At 41.0% G+C, this 17,196-nt stretch carries 14 protein-coding genes and 1 riboswitch; of the genes, 5 read left to right on the forward strand and 9 right to left on the reverse strand.

The annotated features are described in order from the left end of the window. Positions 1-134: 134 nt before the first annotated feature. From ACQKL5_RS11485 to ACQKL5_RS11495, 3 genes are all read right to left on the reverse strand, one after another. Positions 135-287, reverse strand: a complete 153-nt coding sequence (locus ACQKL5_RS11485) for a YpzG family protein (RefSeq protein WP_402871217.1) — start codon at positions 285-287, stop codon at positions 135-137. Between the two features lie 104 nt (positions 288-391). Beyond that, complete coding sequence (locus ACQKL5_RS11490; RefSeq protein ID WP_427608846.1) at positions 392-1,039, reverse strand: DUF4352 domain-containing protein; 648 nt, start codon at positions 1,037-1,039, stop codon at positions 392-394. Positions 1,040-1,056: 17 nt separating this feature from the next. Further along, on the reverse strand, positions 1,057-2,424 hold the full coding sequence (locus tag ACQKL5_RS11495) for an alkaline phosphatase (RefSeq protein WP_427608848.1): 1,368 nt from the start codon (positions 2,422-2,424) through the stop codon (positions 1,057-1,059). Between the two features lie 236 nt (positions 2,425-2,660). Continuing rightward, positions 2,661-2,765, forward strand: a riboswitch (TPP riboswitch). A gap of 79 nt (positions 2,766-2,844) precedes the next feature. Here ACQKL5_RS11495 and ACQKL5_RS11500 point away from each other — a divergent pair. Continuing rightward, a complete protein-coding gene (locus ACQKL5_RS11500) occupies positions 2,845-3,609 on the forward strand; it encodes a 3-oxoacyl-ACP reductase (RefSeq protein ID WP_427608849.1) in 765 nt (254 codons plus the stop codon). Between the two features lie 3 nt (positions 3,610-3,612). Here ACQKL5_RS11500 and ACQKL5_RS11505 read toward each other — a convergent pair whose 3' ends face one another. From ACQKL5_RS11505 to ACQKL5_RS11520, 4 genes are all read right to left on the reverse strand, one after another. Beyond that, positions 3,613-4,740 carry an AbrB family transcriptional regulator gene (locus ACQKL5_RS11505; protein WP_427608851.1) on the reverse strand — a complete coding sequence of 376 codons (1,128 nt, stop codon included), beginning with the start codon at positions 4,738-4,740 and terminating at the stop codon, positions 3,613-3,615. 65 nt (positions 4,741-4,805) lie between these two features. Beyond that, complete coding sequence (locus ACQKL5_RS11510) at positions 4,806-5,576, reverse strand: class I SAM-dependent methyltransferase (protein WP_427608853.1); 771 nt, start codon at positions 5,574-5,576, stop codon at positions 4,806-4,808. Between the two features lie 95 nt (positions 5,577-5,671). Then, positions 5,672-7,180: an FAD-dependent tricarballylate dehydrogenase TcuA gene (tcuA, locus tag ACQKL5_RS11515; protein ID WP_427608856.1), complete on the reverse strand. Its 1,509-nt coding sequence runs from the start codon at positions 7,178-7,180 to the stop codon at positions 5,672-5,674. 158 nt (positions 7,181-7,338) lie between these two features. After that, positions 7,339-8,193: a LysR family transcriptional regulator gene (locus ACQKL5_RS11520; protein WP_427608858.1), complete on the reverse strand. Its 855-nt coding sequence runs from the start codon at positions 8,191-8,193 to the stop codon at positions 7,339-7,341. A gap of 388 nt (positions 8,194-8,581) precedes the next feature. Between ACQKL5_RS11520 and ACQKL5_RS11525 the strand changes: the two genes are divergently transcribed. Continuing rightward, complete coding sequence (locus ACQKL5_RS11525; RefSeq protein ID WP_427608860.1) at positions 8,582-9,913, forward strand: CitMHS family transporter; 1,332 nt, start codon at positions 8,582-8,584, stop codon at positions 9,911-9,913. A 61-nt stretch (positions 9,914-9,974) separates the two neighbouring features. On the opposite strand, the gene purT is transcribed toward ACQKL5_RS11525, so the two are convergent. Together purT and katA are read right to left on the reverse strand one after the other, a co-directional pair. After that, a complete protein-coding gene (gene purT / locus ACQKL5_RS11530; protein WP_427608862.1) occupies positions 9,975-11,132 on the reverse strand; it encodes a phosphoribosylglycinamide formyltransferase 2 in 1,158 nt (385 codons plus the stop codon). 718 nt (positions 11,133-11,850) lie between these two features. After that, positions 11,851-13,305 (reverse strand): catalase KatA, encoded by a 1,455-nt coding sequence (katA, locus tag ACQKL5_RS11535; protein ID WP_427608864.1) that lies wholly within the window; start codon positions 13,303-13,305, stop codon positions 11,851-11,853. A gap of 511 nt (positions 13,306-13,816) precedes the next feature. Between katA and ACQKL5_RS11540 the strand changes: the two genes are divergently transcribed. From ACQKL5_RS11540 to ACQKL5_RS11550, 3 genes are all read left to right on the forward strand, one after another. Then, a complete protein-coding gene (locus tag ACQKL5_RS11540) occupies positions 13,817-14,149 on the forward strand; it encodes a phage holin family protein (protein ID WP_427608866.1) in 333 nt (110 codons plus the stop codon). 219 nt (positions 14,150-14,368) lie between these two features. Then, positions 14,369-15,514, forward strand: a complete 1,146-nt coding sequence (locus tag ACQKL5_RS11545) for an endonuclease (RefSeq protein WP_427608868.1) — start codon at positions 14,369-14,371, stop codon at positions 15,512-15,514. Between the two features lie 300 nt (positions 15,515-15,814). Continuing rightward, positions 15,815-17,182 carry an amino acid permease gene (locus ACQKL5_RS11550; protein ID WP_427608869.1) on the forward strand — a complete coding sequence of 456 codons (1,368 nt, stop codon included), beginning with the start codon at positions 15,815-15,817 and terminating at the stop codon, positions 17,180-17,182. Positions 17,183-17,196: the final 14 nt, after the last annotated feature.

Below are 17,196 nucleotides of genomic sequence, written 5' to 3' on the forward strand. Positions count from 1 at the left end.
GATGGTATCATAATTTTGTAGGAAAAGCCATGTCTGAACAAGTGTTTACATAAAAGGTTTCAAGTGTATATACCTTTTATCAGGAAAAGAAGAAGACCCGTTAAGAGTCTCCTTCTCATTGATTAGAATATCCGTTACCACCTATGGGCCTTAGCATTGCTTCTTAGTATAATGTTCGTTTGCGATACTTCCGTATGGCCATTTACTTGAGATTTAGAACGCTTAGGTCTTGTCCAATTATGGTGAAACTTTTGAGAATGTGGATCTAATTGATCTTTATAACTCATGTTGTATCACCTCATCGTTAAGATTAGGATATTCTTTTCAAAGCAATAGGAGGTTCCTATCACAGTATTAGTATGAGTTGGGGACAGGTAAACATACATGAACTTTAAAAAGAAAATTCTACCTTTTCCCCTTTTGAAATCACTTTTCCCTCATCATCGAGGACATCGCTAGTCAGAAACGAGCCCCCTTTCACATCTTCTTTTTGAAGGATGAATCCTACATTCCCTTGTTTTGAATTCTTTGCTTTTACTTCTCCATTCAGATTTTCCAAGTAAATATCATCTTCCCAAGTCAGATGTTCCCCACCATCTGTTTCAAGAAAAGCGACTGGAGAAACTTTGACATTATCAGTGGTGGAGTTTTCAATTTTCACATTCATTTTCACGATATCAAAGGCGTGTTCATGGGTATAACCATGAAAGAAATCAATCATGCTATAATCTGGTATCACATGCACGACCTTGATATCCTTGATTATTACCTGTATGGGGCCCAGCTTCACCGTCTCATTTACCTGCTTATACTCTTTTAAAGACATTTCACCTTTTGCATCGGAAACTTGTTGACCCACCTCTTTCAATTCACGATCATCCGGAAGTTGAGGATTTGGAACATACACTTCCTTCTTCACCAATGTTTTGGCACTTTCCTCTGTTTTTTCTGTCGCGATTGATTTTTCATCAAAGGCTGGCTGAGTGTTGAGTGCACAAAATGTGGTTAATAAAAAGGCACTTATGAGTAGTCTGTTCACGGAATCCCTCCCAGTATTTATTTTAATAAATCAAAGATGATGGTGGCTTGGTCGGTGTTGTCGACCTGTCCGGCAAAACGCTCCTTATATGGTCCGTATGCATAGACGGGTACATCTTCCCCCGTATGTCCCCCGGTTGTCCAAGCCGTATTGGACCTATTATCAAAAATGGCCTCAATCGCATTGTCGATGGTCGTAACGTTTTTACTCGTGACAGCATCTTTGACCGATTCTATTTCCTCTTTCGTTAGCTTGACTTCATGTTGATCTATATACTGTTGCAAGGTTTTTTCGACATCTGCTCCCTTTACGATGGCATCTGCCATAAAGTCAGGTGTCCGTTTGGCAGCTTTAATCGGCTCGCCGGACCAGTTATACACTCCCTTTGCCCCAATGGAGAATCCTCCCGTTGAATGGTCAGCCGTCGCCACGACTAAGGTATGCTTATCTTTTTTAGCAAAATCAATCGCTGCTTTGTAGGCCTTTTCGAAATCCTCCATTTCACTCATGGCTCCGACAATGTCATTATCATGGCCAGCCCAATCAATTTGGCTTCCTTCCACCATCAAGAAGAATCCGTCCTTATTCTTATTCAAGCGTTGAATCGCCGAGTCTGTCATATCTTCCAATGATGGTGTTTCGGAAGTGCGGTCAATCATTTTGGGTAGGCCCTCTTTAGCAAACAATCCTAAAACCTGTTTGTTTTTATCCTTTACCAGCTGTTTTTTATCCGTCACGTAACTATACCCATCTTTTTTGAATGCTTTTGTCAAATCGACATCGGGCCGTACGAAATTGGATTGACCTCCACCTAAAAGAACGTCGATTTTATGTTGGCCATTTATTAAATCCTTGTAATAATCGTCCGCAATGCCATTCATGTTCTTTCGGTTTTCGTCATGTGCACCAAATGATGCCGGAGTGGCATGAGTGATTTCTGATGTTGCAACAAGGCCAGTCGATTTCCCGCTTTCCTTTGCCGCCTCCAACACCGTTTTGACTTCTGTCTTATCATTGTCGACAGCAATGGCTGCATTATACGTTTTCACACCGGCTGACATCGCCGTTGCTGCTGAAGCAGAATCAGTGATGTTCTGTGTAGGATCTTCTGGGTATGTCATCTGCTGACCCACTAGATATTTATCAAATGCTGTCCTTTCAGCTACAGTCGTAGCAGGTCTATCTTTCAAATATCGGTAAGCGGAAGTATAAGAGACCCCCATTCCATCCCCTATCATGAAAATGACATTTCTAATTTCAGGCTCTTTCTTAGGCTTTCCTTTTGCCAAAACATCGTCATTTGTACCTCCCCACGCTACACTTCCAAAGGCTAATGCAGTAATGATAGCAACCGGCAAGATTCTTTTACTGAATGTACGTCTCATAAAAAACGCCCCCTACTCATTTATTGGAATATTCAATTTCAATATACATCCTGTTCATGTACCTACCATTAAGGAGATGTAAAAAATATAAGAGTATTTTGTAAATGAATCGTAAATGCACCATACTGTAACAGTTTTTAATATCCATACTATTCCTCTTAAGATGGATTATATGAGAAAGAATAGTAACCCTAGAGCACCTTTGTCGTTTATGCTATACTTCAAGGAATTCATATATATAGCACTAGGGGAGCCTTTTTTGGCTGAGAGGAGTGGCAACACTCTGACCCTTTGAACCTGATCTGGCTAGCACCAGCGGAGGGAAGTGGCATTGAACTGAAACTTTTCTCATTCAAGGTCACCCCTCTAATCGGGTGAGCTTTTTTTATGAAAAAAATGGGGTAAGGGAGAGGTTTATTTATGAAGATAAGTGATCAAATTGTATTGGTGACAGGAAGCAGCAGGGGCCTTGGTTCCGCCATCGCTCAAGGGTTTGGTCGGGAGGGTGCCCGGGTCGTGGTCAACTATTTTCAAAGTGGAGATAAAGCCCAGCAAGTGGTTGAAAAAATTGGGCAGAACAGGGCGATTGCAATTCGCGCTGATGTTAGAAACCAGTCGGAAGTCAAAGCTATGTTTCAAAGGGCGAAAATGCATTTTGGTCAACCCATCACAACGATTGTAAATAACGCTTTAGTGAACTTCAGCTTTGATGTAGATAACATTAAAACAGCCGAGACCATTTCATGGGAAGATTATCAATCCCATTTCGAGGGAAGCATAAAAGCATCATTACTTACCGTACAAGCCGGTCGAAAAGACATGATTGAAGGGAAATTCGGACGGATTATCAACATCGGGACCAATCTATTTCAAAATCCCGTCATCGCCTACCATGACTACAATACCAGTAAAGCCGCTCTTCTTGGATTCACACGAAACATGGCGAGTGAATTGGGTAAAGACGGAATCACCGTCAATATGGTTTCAGGGGGCCTGCTAATGAAAACCGACGCAAGTTCTGCAACTTCAGATGAGGTCTTCCACCTCATAGAAGAAAGTACACCACTAAAAAAAGTGACCACCCCAGAAGAGGCAGCCGATGCTGTATTATTCTTTGCCTCTCCGTGGAGCCGAGCCGTGACCGGTCAGAATCTAATTGTTGATGGCGGCCTGGTGATGGGGTAAACACTATGCAGATAAGTCGGGATGTCTATTTTTTTGATTTGCTTGATGGTGTAAGAATTTAAATAATGGCGGCAATGTCACATACACCATTAACACCCTGAGCACCTGAACAGCAACGACAAACATCGGATCGGATTCAAGTGCAACTGAAGTGGCGGTCATTTCCGCCACTCCCCCTGGTGCAAAAGCCAATGAGGTAGTCATAAAGGTCATTCCAGTCATTCTCGAATCGATATACGCACAAAGTATCATCATGAATATAAAAGCAACGGTACTTAAGGAAGACACCACCAGAATTTTTTTCATACCTACGAACATGGCCCTATTGAACTTCGATCCCACGCTTGCACCAATCATGATTTGTGAAACAATCATGAAGCTATCTGGCCACCAGGCATTCAAATCCTTCCCAGCAAGGAGGGAGCCGGATGCTTGGAAAAAGGCAACCGTCAACATACTCCCTACGAGCCAGGGCGCAGGCAACTTGAGGATTTTTCCGACATGGAAACCTCCCCAGGCTGCGAGAGCCAACATGAGCGTCCATCCACTTTGAATATAATGAAAACCTTCCATCCCACCAAAAAAACTAGGGGGAGTTGAGGCTAGTGGATTGGCTCCAAGTACAAAGAAAGGCACAATCATGACAACCAAGAAAATCCGGATAGTTTGTATGATTGTCACAACTCCAGTATTCGCACCCGCTTCCTGAGCCATTCCCGGCATGGCTGAAAGGCCTCCTGGTGCCGTTGAAAAAAAACTAGTCAGCATGTCCATATTACATAACTTGTACAAAAGAAAACCGGATCCTAAAGAAAACAACAAAGATAAAGCCAAGACGATGATGATCGTGATGCTATTTTCCATGAATATTTTCAACACAGAAAGGTTGAGTTGCAAGCCCAATTCAATGCCAAGCAGACATTGTCCTGTCCTTAACCAAATTTGCATGCTAGTGGATTTACTATCAGGTAGCTTCAAGAAAGCAGGCTTCCAAAAAGAAAGCAGGGCAGACATCATCAGGGATCCAATCATCCATCCGATGGATAACCCCGTTGAAGCCAAAAGTGCCCCTCCTAGTCCGCATAGTATCACTAGCCAAATACCTTTTATCGTATCTACTAATCGCTCCATCAAATGACCTTCCCACTGTTTTTTTTTGTCTATTCGTGCAAAGCTTAAGAATACGAAATACCTCTTCACTCTTTTCTTGCCACTAATAACATTGCCTGCCCTTGAAAAGACAGTACTTGGTTTTCAACAACCTCGATTGAATGAAAATCGCTGGTTCCCTTTTCGGCCGCAATCATATAGGCCATCAATTCATTTTGCTCCTTTTGGGGAAGCTGCATCATTTCACACCAATTTTTAAAATCAAACTTTTTTTTGAAAGTCGTCATACTTTCAATGGTAAAGCCAGTGTTTTCAATCAGTGAAATCCATTCCGTTTTTTTGTAGGCCCTGTAATGGCTAGGGTCCCTTTTCTTTTCTATAAAGTTATAAAACTGATCGTATTCATCCTTTTCGGCTGCAACGTTATCTATCAGGAGAAAAAGGCCATTTCTATCTAAAACCCGGTTTGACTCCATTACAAATTGGTGTATGTTCGGGAAATGGTGGGGCGCAATCCGACAGGTAACCGTTGTGAATGACTGATCAGAAAAAGGCAGTTGCTCGGCATCTCCTTGAACAAATGATACATTTTCAATGCCATTTGAGTTGATAAAGTTCTCGGCTTTCTTTAACATTTCAGGAGTCAAGTCAAGAGCGGTCACTTTTTCAAAAAATGGCGCTAAAGCTTTGACCACGTGCCCCCCTCCCGTGGCGATGTCCAAAAGCTCACCCTTGGCGTTCTTTTCTACGATCTTGATAAGTAAATTCAGGTCCTCTCCACTCGCATGCGTTTTGCTCGTCACATAGTTGGCAGCATTTTTTCCAAATTGGGCAAGAACTTGATCTTTTTCTTCCATCTCAAAGCCTCCTTCTTTTAGCTTCCTTTCCAAATAAAGAAAACCGAATTTTCTGATACAGAAAAAGTCGGCTTCCTTATCTTCACCATTATTCTTTACTGAGTAACCGTGTCTCTGCGGTTTTCCAAGGCATACGATGCAGCAGATGTTCCTGCTAGTTTACCATACACAGACCCTGACATTAACCCCGAACCGCCTGGATAGTTTTCGTAGAAAATCCCTCCGACCATTTCACCTGCAGCAAACAGTCCGGCAATAGGCGCTTCCTCTTCATTCAAAACCTCGCCTTCCGTGCTGACATGTATTCCACCAAACGAAAAAGTGATTCCACATGTTACCGGGAAAGCATAAAATGGACCTTGTTCAATGCGGAGTGCCCAATTGGATTTAGGTGGACTAATTCCGTCCGTTCCTTTACCATCTTTTTCAGTAGGATTATAATTTCCTTCTTGCACAGAATGGTTATACTCCTCAATCGTTTTCAAGAATTGACCTTGATTAACTGGCAACAAGTTAGCCAGTTCTTCGAGCGTATCTGCCTGATAAATGGTAGCCTCTTCAAGATCATACTCTTTACGTAGGAACGGTCTTACCTGGGAATCGTAAATCTGATAGGCTACATGATCAGGCTGTTTCAAGATTTCCCGTCCGTATTTGGCATACGTGTAATTTCGGAAATCCGCACCCTCATCGACAAACCTGTTTCCCTCATTATTTAGCATGATGCTTAAAGGATATGAATGTTTCTTGAAAATATCACCTGGCTTCGTGAAATCGCCGACTTTTGGAGCATTATAATCCGTTCCAATCGAATGACAGCCGGACCATTGCCCATACTTCTGTGCTCCTACCGCTAAAGCCATAGTTAACCCGTCTCCAGTATTAAATTCCGTCCCTCTCACAATAGCCGCATTCCATTCCTCACCGATAAATTCACTCCGTAGCTTTTTATCTGCTTCAAATCCGCCACAAGCTAATACGATACTTGTCGTATTGACCGTTAGCTCTTTGCCTTCTTGCTGTACAACGATCGATTTGATCTGATTATTCTCAAGCTTAAGCTCGGTAGCACGAGTCTCGTACCAAACCTCTATGCCAAGTTCTAACACACGTTCATTCAGCGTTCTAATGAGCCCTACACCTTTATCATTGGTTTTTAACGGAAGTCCACCCCAAAATATCTGTTTACCGTCTTTTTCAAAAGATTGATTCTCATAATTCAGTTCAAATTCAATGCCATGACTTTGCATCCATTGAATCGTCTTATAGGATTGAGTAACTAATAGCTTCGCTAATTGGGGGTCACTCTGTCCCTTCGTAACCCTCATAAGATCATCATAGTATTCTGTTTCACTATAAACGGGTACATGAATTTTTTCAGCTTCCTCATCCGTGATAGAAGGAATGATTTTTCTGATATCATCCAGACCATTATAAGCAGTGCGGATCGCCCCATCCGTAAAGAATGAATTTCCACCTCTTTTTTGCTTCGGTCCTCGCTCGAGTACTAGTACGCTTGCGCCTTTTTCTCTTGCTGCTATGGCTGCACATAAAGCGGCATTTCCTGCTCCTACTACTATAATATCGAAATTAGATTGAACCATTTATCTTCCTCCTAACATTTTTTTGCTTGAGTTTAGCTTAATACACCTTAAATGATAAATGAAATATATAAATTTACATAAAGTCTATAAAAAATATTTATAACGTAAAAAAAGAGGCTTAGGGTATGGGTGATCCATGTCCTAAGCCTCTATTATTATTATTCCTCATCAAAGAAATCCACAAACGCTTTAACTACCGATAGATTTAAAAAATTGGCATCATACATTAACCATGTATTCCGTTGCAAAGGTGATCCTTGTTTATCTCGTAAACATAACTTATGTAGAAAGTCATTTGGCTGTAGGGACATTTCAGGTAATATAGCTACTCCCAATTCATTTTTGACCATTTCCTTACATGTCTCCAACTTATCTACTTCCATGGTAATACGAGGCGGCGAAGAAAAGTGTTCATGCCACCAATCATTGATTAGGTTCTTTAAAGAGTTATCAGTGTGATAATTAATAAATGGTAAGTTCGGCAGCTCATCCATCGTAATCTCTCTTTTCGAAATCAGGAATAACCTCTCTTTGGAAAGTAGGGACTTTTCCCCCTTCCATTGATAGTTGTTCCTCACGATACCCACATGTACCTTTGACGAATCTAGAAGGCTCATAATTTCTGTACTCCAACCCGTGTTTAAATTAAACTGGATATCTGGATATTGTTTTGAGAACCTTTTTAAAATTTCAGGTAATTTATAACGTGCAAAGTTGCTGGAAACCCCTAAACGTAAAGTCCCATTGATTCCATCATTCATGTTCATCACATGGTCTTTCGTTTGTTGAAGTCTCCTTTGCATTTCCTCGGCGTATCTGACTATATATTCACCCTCTGAAGTAAAATCGATTCCTTTCTTCGTCTTAAAAAATAATGCTACTCCAAACTCAGCTTCTAAATTCTTTAGTCGATAGCTTAAAGCAGGTTGTGATATATATAATCGATCTGCCGTTCGGGTAATACTTTTCTCCTCATGAAGGATCTTTAAGAAAATCCAATCCTTTTCATCCATTAGAACCCACCTTTTCAAACAATGTTATAATTTGTATTTATAGGTAATTAATGAAATTATACATTGATTTTATATGTTTATCTAATAACCCCTCCTCTTTTTCAGCTTCTTCTATTCTATTTTATTCACTTACCTCTCGGTTTACCGAAAAAGGATTTCTGACATTTACTTCTAGGATGAAATATAAAGGTTATAGATTTTTTTTATGATAAATGCAAAAAAATAAATATTTAACTTATTAAAATTCCTGTATTACTATTTAACAAAGATAACCAATAACAACATTGAGGTGATGGAAATAGGATATTTCCAATTTATTAGTTTTCTGAATAATCAATTAAAAAAATCTTTATTGTAAGCGCATTCAATATGAGGAGGGATCGATCTTTTGCTAACTATATTAGGAGTATCCATGGTTACTATCTTTACATATTTGATTATGACCAAAAAAATGTCACCGATTGTCGCATTAACACTGATACCCATTATTTTCGCTATAATTGGTGGCTTTGCTTCTGATATCGGTCCCATGATGCTTGAAGGAATAAAGCTTGTTGCACCTTCAGCCGCTTTATTATTATTTGCTATATTGTTTTTTGGAGTGATGATCGATGCTGGATTATTCGATCCATTAATCGCAAAAATACTCCAAATCGTTAAAAGGGATCCTGTCAAAATAGCTATGGGGACAGCTATTCTTTCCCTTATGGTAGCATTGGATGGGGACGGCACCACCACTTATATGATCGTGGTTTCAGCCATGCTTCCTCTTTACAAACGAATTGGTATGAATCCCTTAATAATGGCCACCATCGCGATGCTCTCTTTAAGTGTAATGAGTGGCATGACTCCATGGGGGGGCCCCGCTACTCGCGTCATAGCTGTTTTGGGTCTTGATGCTTCCGAATTCTTCGTTCCCCTCATTCCAACAATGATTGGGGGAGCTTTATGGGTAACCTTCATTGCTTTTCTACTCGGAAAAAAAGAACGCAAAAGGCTCGGAAGTATCCATTTCGATTATACAGAAGAAGAGTCTATAACTCATTCTGAGACGGCCGCTACTTTAGAGGAAAATATCATTAAAGAAGAAAGTGATATAAAAAGACCTAAGTTATTGTGGGTAAATCTCTTGATCGTTCTAGGCATCATGACTACTCTTATACTGAATCTACTGCCTGCTCCTGTATTATTTCTGATTGGCTTCATCCTTGCCCTACTGATAAACTACCCAGACTTAGAGAAGCAAAAAGAACGGATGCTAGCACATTCAGGTAACGCCCTAATCGTTGTCATCCTTGTATTTGCCGCTGGCGTTTTTGCTGGAATTTTATCGGGAACCAAAATGGTGGATGCCATGGCTAACACCCTGGTTTCCATCATACCGGAATCTTTAGGAGCCTTCTTCCCTTTAATCGTCGCTTTTACCAGCATGCCTTTTACTTTTGTTTTATCAAACGACGCCTATTACTTTGGAGTCCTGCCCATCCTTGCTGAAGCAGCCTCCGCGTATGGAATAGACCCTATCGAAATTGCTCGGGCCTCCATTTTAGGCCAACCCGTTCACTTAATGAGTCCATTAGTCGCTTCGACCATCTTATTGGTCGGCATGATAGGGAAAGACATTGGAGATCATCAGCGTTTCGCTTTAAAATGGGCCATTCTTACATCCCTGATTCTCACTGGATTGGCGATATTAACCGGGGCCATATCTTTTATGTGATACACATTTATAACTAAGCAATCCTCCCAAAAGCACTCCATGCCTGGAGTGCTTTTGTATTTTATTTATCAACCTTCATGTAACTCAATGCACGGGTTGCGACTTCCCTCGCCGTTTCGACAGAATCAGCTGTGGATAATGCCACAGCAACCCTTCTACCCACCTTAGTGACTGGTTTTCCAAAAACGCGCACCTGCGTATTCGGCTGTGCCAAGGCTTGATCCACCCCGACTATAGAATATTCCGATAACTCAGCCGATGCTTTTAGGGGACGGCTTGCTCCTGGTGTAATTAATGAGATTTCAGGAATTGGGAATCCTAAAATCGCTCGAACATGAAGGGCAAATTCGGATAAATTTTGGGTTACCAATGTCACTAACCCTGTATCATGCGGACGCGGTGACACCTCACTGAAATAGACTTTATCTCCCGACAAGAACAGCTCCACTCCAAATAAACCAAATCCACCGAGTTCATCTGTTATAGCTTCGGCAATCCTTTTTGCTTCCGTAAGTTGCCCATCTGTCATAGCATGTGGCTGCCAAGATTCTATATAGTCCCCGCCTTGCTGGACATGACCTATCGGTGCGCAAAACATTGTTCCGTTTACAGCACGGACAGTGAGCAATGTAATTTCCGAATCAAAACGAATGAACTCTTCAATGATCACTCTTCCATTCTGGACCCGTCCGCCTTCCATTGCGATTTGCCAGCACTTCTCTAGGTCCTCTTCCGTGCGGCAGACACTTTGTCCTTTTCCTGAAGAGCTCATTAACGGTTTAACGACATTAGGAAAACCGATGGCTTTAGCGGATTGAACAAACTCTTCATATGTATTAGCAAAACGATATGCAGCCGTTGGTAGATTTAACGTTTCTGATGCCAACCTTCTGATTCCTTCACGATCCATTGTCAATTTAGCCGCTCTTGCTGTTGGAATGACCGAGAATCCTTCTTCCTCCAACTTAACCAATTCAGAAGTAGCAATGGCCTCGATTTCGGGAACGATTAAATCAGGTTGTTCTTTTTCAACGATTTCCCTAAGCTGGTTCGCATCCAGCATATCGATCACATAACTACGATGGGCCACTTGCATGGCTGGTGCGTGTTCATACCGGTCGACCGCAATGGTCTCCACTCCAAGCCGCTGTGCTTCCAAAATGACTTCCTTACCTAATTCACCTGAACCCAATAATAGAACCTTTTTTGTTTTATACACTGTAAGCTTCTCCCCCTTCATGTGTTTAAAAACATTATATACGAACTATAACACAATAAAAACAAAATTTATTCGTATTTTACGTTAATTTTTTATCAAAATTCATATTTTTATGTAATTATTTAGTTTTTTAAATACCAAGAGTGATTGATGAGGGGGTATTATATAGGGCTGCAATCAGGTATGGCATACGACTTCACCCATTTTTTCAGGAGCATACACAACCCAATGCTCTGAATGGAGGCGTATTATCTTCTTCATGTCGAAATTTGCATCACGATATCCTTTGAAAATGTAAGCGCTTTCTATTATAATGAAATTAGGTTGGATGGCATGCGTGGCCGTCAAAGTATGTGGCGTAGGTGGGGCCCATACTAGCGTTAAAAGGAGAAATCACTTTAACGCACAACTATTAGTACTCCTTTAGATAAGGGCTTTTAACGAGTCACGAGAGTTACTTTTAAGTTTCGAACACCCTACATAGTCATTGATAAGGGAAATCTAAGTCTGCCCTCGTCAGTGCAGGTAAGCCCTTCATCTTTTCTAGTCTAATAGTTTATAGACCAAAAGCTCTCCTCTGAAATATCAGAGAAGAGCTTTTTCGTATGCACCTATATATTTTCCAGAGTAACCACACGATTAGGCAGGAGATTTCCACATAAAAATAAGCAGGCATTCATTGAAATAATGAATGCCTGCTGATGAATTTACATGACTCTTATACTTCTTGTGGTACCGCTAAGCCAAGACCTTCAGCAATGCGAGTTCCGTATTCTGGATCTGCTTTGTAGAAGTGACCAATTTGACGAAGTTTAATTTCTTCTAATTCTACCGGTTTCATGGCACCCACGACATTTTCTACTAGACGTGTTTTTTCTTCCTTGCTCAACAGGCGATATAAGTCTCCCGCTTGTGTATAGTGATCATGATGATCATAAGCAACTTGTGCAGCTTGTCCAGACACTTCGAAAGGCGTAAGTTTGTTTTCAGGTGATTCCGTTGCTCCACCAAAGCTGTTCGGTTCGTAATAAACGGACCCTTTTCCATTATCATCCGCACGCATGAAGCCATCACGTTGATTCGTATTCACTTCCGCTTTAGGACGGTTAACCGGAAGTAAGTTGTGGTTAGCACCAACACGGTAACGGTGTGCATCACCATAAGCGAATAGGCGACCTTGAAGCATCTTATCAGGAGAAGCTTCTATTCCAGGCACGAATGATCCTGGGGAGAAAGTAGCTTGCTCTACTTCAGCAAAATAATTGTCAGGGTTTCTATTCAACTCCACGCGTCCAAGTTCGATTAATGGGTAATCTTTTTGCGACCAGACTTTAGTCACGTCAAAAGGATCAAAGCGGTAGGTATCCGCATCTTCCAATGGCATGATTTGAACACATAATTTCCATGCTGGGAAGTCACCATTTTCAATCGCATTGAAAAGGTCTTCCGTATGGTAATCCGGGTTTTCACCTGCAAGTTTAGCAGCCAGGTTCACATCAAGGTTTTTGATGCCTTGTTCTGTTTTAAAGTGATATTTCACCCAGACAGCTTGTCCTTCTTCATTCACCCACTTGAATGTGTGGCTTCCGAATCCGTGCATATGACGCCATGTTGCTGGAATCCCACGGTCCGACATCAATGTAGTTACTTGGTGAAGTGATTCTGGTGAATGAGACCAGAAATCCCATACTGCAGTCGGGTTTTTTAAGTGCGTTCTAGGATCTCTTTTTTGTGTGTGTATGAAATCAGGGAATTTAATCGCATCGCGAATGAAGAATACAGGTGTATTGTTCCCAACGATATCGTAGTTTCCTTCTTCTGTGTAGAATTTGACTGCGAACCCACGCGGATCACGTAATGTATCAGCAGAACCAAGTTCCCCAGCTACCGTTGAAAAACGGATGAACATATCAGTTTCTTTCCCAACACCGTTGAATACTTTGGCTTTTGTATATTTGGACAAATCATTAGTCACGGTAAAAGTACCAAAAGCCCCGCCACCTTTAGCATGAACGACACGTTCTGGAACGCGTTCACGATTAAAATGAGCCAGTTTCTCTAATAAATGAACATCTTGTATAAGGACTGGACCACGTGAACCAGCCGTAATTGAATTTTGATTATCGCCAACTGGAGCACCCCAGCTAGTTGTAAGGTTTTTCTTATTCGACATAAATGAACCACCTCTTCATAAGTTTTAATATATATAATAATATAGTTTCTTAGAAAAAAATCAATACTTATTTATAATAATTTTAATATAATAATAAACGTCATTAAGTACTGATTCTTTACGAAATGCAATCAAAACATGAATTTAATGATGATAATGTGAGGTTTAGGTATATATTGAGGTTTTCACTATCTATATATTGATATAATTCAAGTAATATCTTAATTGCATTCTTTATCAATTGTGGAAGAATGATTACGGTAATCGAGAATAATAGAGGGTAAAACTGGTATGCTTATCAATTAAGATAATTTGTTCTCTTTCATTTTATAATAATTCATGCTTTCAATCAGTGAAAATTCTGTGAAATTTAGCTGATCAGGTACAATACGTTAAGCCTAGACGAATTCTCTAAATAATATGGATTTTTTGTGCCAATTCGTCAATTTTCCACCTGATTTATATGGTCCTTTAGTATAATAGGTGGTAGTTAGTGCTTTAGGAGGTTTTCATGAATATAATAATGCGTTTTCTTGTCAATGGGTTGATATTGCTTTTCATAGACTGGCTTCTCGATTCCATCACGATAAATTCTTATGGCATAGCTTTGCTGGCAATGTTCATCTTATCGATTATGAACCTGTTGGTTAAACCTATTCTTCAGCTTATCACTTTACCAATCACGATCCTGACATTTGGCCTGTTCTCCTTCGTCATCAATGCTTTCACTTTTCTGATTACATCCTATGTGGTCAGCGGATTTGTCATTCATACTTTTTGGGGAGCCCTACTTGGGTCATTTTTATTAACCATCATTCAAAGTTTAATCATAAAGAAAGAGTAGAGACAATCGTCAGTCGACATGCTGACGATTTTTATTTTTCCCGTGACTATTTCCATAACACCATTCGATATTTCCTGGGCTATTTCCCCAATTTCTGCTAATACGTACTAGCTGTATTCACTCATTTTCCATGAACATAAAGGGAATTGAACAGTCTTTGCCTAAGTGTAATCGTACATACGCTAAAAAGGGGTATGAATCGACTTATGGAGGAATGACATGTTCACTAAATGTAAACCAAGAATTCTACTGTCTCTCATGCTTGTGTTCGCTTTCTTTATTCCTGCTTCTACCTTGGCTGCAACCGGTAATGGAAGCCCAACATCCCCTTACTCCGTCTCACAGGCTACCGTGAACCAAAATAATTCCGTTCAAACCGTCAGCGGCTATGTGGTCGGTCAGCCCACTTCCGCCACGGTTGTCGAATTTACCAACTATCCGAGTGATTATGCGTTAGCTATTTCCGATAAAGCCTCGGAAACAAACCCATCAAATATGCTTTATGTCCAAATCCCCTCTTCTTTCCGTTCTGAATTTGGACTACAAACGAATCCTTCTTTAAAAGGCCAAAAAATCACCATAACTGGAACGCTGACCTCTTATTTTTCTCATGCTGGCTTAAAGATCCCTTCTCTCATGGTGAAAAACGGAGGGTCAATAACCCCAGACACTCCTAATGCCGATTCTTATTATGACTCCGCTACTGGAAAAACTGGGAGTGCACTAAAGGATGCACTGCATAACATCATTGATGATCATACTCAAATATCCTACGCTAATGTGTGGGTCGCTTTGCGAGAAACTGATGAGGACCCAAACAACTCTGATCATGTCATTCTTCTTTATACTGGACGTTCCCAAGGAAAGACCACCAATGGGGCAGGCGTGAACGACTGGAACCGTGAGCATGTGTGGGCAAAATCCCATGGTGGATTCGGCACATCCATGGGTGCCGGCACCGATTTACATCACCTGCGGCCAACCGATGCCTCCGTCAACAGCACGCGGAATAATCTCGACTTTGACAATGGGGGGGCCGAACATTCCGAAGCAAAAGGGAATTACTACGACTCCGATTCCTGGGAACCCCGCGACAGTGTCAAGGGTGACGTGGCACGGATGCTGTTTTACATGGCTGTTCGGTATGAGGGAGATAGTGGAGAATTGGATTTAGAGTTGAATAATCAAGTAAACAATGGCTCTGCTCCCTACCATGGAAAGCTGGACGTATTACTTGATTGGCATGAACAGGACCCGGTAGATGACTTCGAACGGAATCGCAATGAGATCATTTACAATGACTACCAACATAATCGAAATCCTTTCATCGATCATCCCGAATGGGCTTATTCTATCTGGGATTGAGGAACGATTTGCTGCCCATCTTCAAGGGGCAGTTTTTTTATAATTTTGCAGAAAAATAAGAAAATTTAGCTTTACCTACATAATAATATGATCCATAGTTTACACTTTCTCTTTTGAATATACATTAATCACCTCGTATAGAAAGCGTTTTCACAATTTTCTTTACAAACAAACTATTAGAATATATTATTCAATTGTAATATTTTGAGAAAAAAAGACACATAGTATGCTCAAAACCCTACTAGTGATAAAATAGTAGAAGGTTCAAAACCACATTCCAATATAGAAAAGAGGAAAACTATGCAAAACTCCAAAGATTCTCAATTACATAGAGGATTGGAAGAAAGACACATCGCATTAATGTCCCTTGGTGCAGCCATTGGAGTGGGGTTATTTCTTGGATCGGCATCGGCCATTAAATTAGCCGGTCCAGCTATTATTTTAGCTTATGCCATTGGAGGATTGATCATTTATTTGATCATGCGGGCGTTGGGCGAAATGGCCATTAAAAATCCTGTCGCAGGTTCCTTCAGTCGTTATGCAAGTGAATTTATCGGTCCTCTGGCCGGATACATAACAGGTTGGAATTACTGGTTCCTTTGGATTGCTACATGCATGGCGGAAATTACTGCCGTCGGAATTTACATGCAGTTTTGGTATCCGGATACCGCACAATGGGCTTGGGCATTAGCAGCACTAGTGATTATGACTACCATTAACTTTCTGGCTGTAAAAGCTTATGGTGAATTAGAGTTTTGGTTCTCATTGATTAAGATTGTCACGATTATCGTCATGATCATTTTAGGATTTGGAATGATTTTCTTTGGTTTCGGCAATGCAGGTGATGCAGTCGGATTCAGTAATCTGTACTCCCATGGCGGGTTTTTCCCTAATGGGATTTCAGGTGTTATCCTTTCCTTCCAAATGGTTATGTTTGCTTACTTAGGCATCGAAATGCTTGGTGTGACCGCGGGAGAAGTTAAAAACCCCGAGAAATCTCTTAAACGGGCTATTAACACCGTCTTTTACCGCATCATGCTATTTTATGTCTTGGCTCTCACTGTTATCCTTTCAATCACTCCGTGGGATCAAATGACCGGGAAAAACAGTCCGTTCGTTATGATGTTTGATAGAATTGGTATTCCAGGAGCAGCCGGTATCATCCAGTTCGTCGTACTGACAGCAGCCCTTTCCTCTTGCAATAGCGGAATCTTCAGTACAGGCAGAATGCTGTTTAACCTAGCACAGCAAGGTGAATCTCCTAAAAGGTTCGGCCGTATCACTAAGAATGGCGTGCCAGGCACTGCTATTATCGTGTCGGCCATCGTGCTCCTTTTTGGCGTCTATCTGAATTATATGGAAGCTGAGAAAGTCTTCACTTATGTAACGAGTGTGGCGACATTCGGAGCCCTTTGGACGTGGGGTACCATCCTTGTCACACAGATCTGTTCACGAAAGAAAATGAGTGTAGAAGAAAAACAGGGCTTAACATACAAAATGCCGTTTTTCCCTCTCACTTCATATTTCGCACTAGCTTTTCTCGTATTTGTGATGGTCGTTCTTGGCTTTTCTCCGGATACCAGAATCGCTTTAATCGTAGGTCCAATCTGGATCCTCCTGCTTGTCGTGTTATACTATGCAACTGGATTACATAAGCGAAAAAGATAAAGAACCAAAGAGGA

Source organism: Peribacillus sp. NPDC097675, assembly GCF_050277655.1.
Taxonomy (GTDB): domain Bacteria; phylum Bacillota; class Bacilli; order Bacillales; family DSM-1321; genus Peribacillus.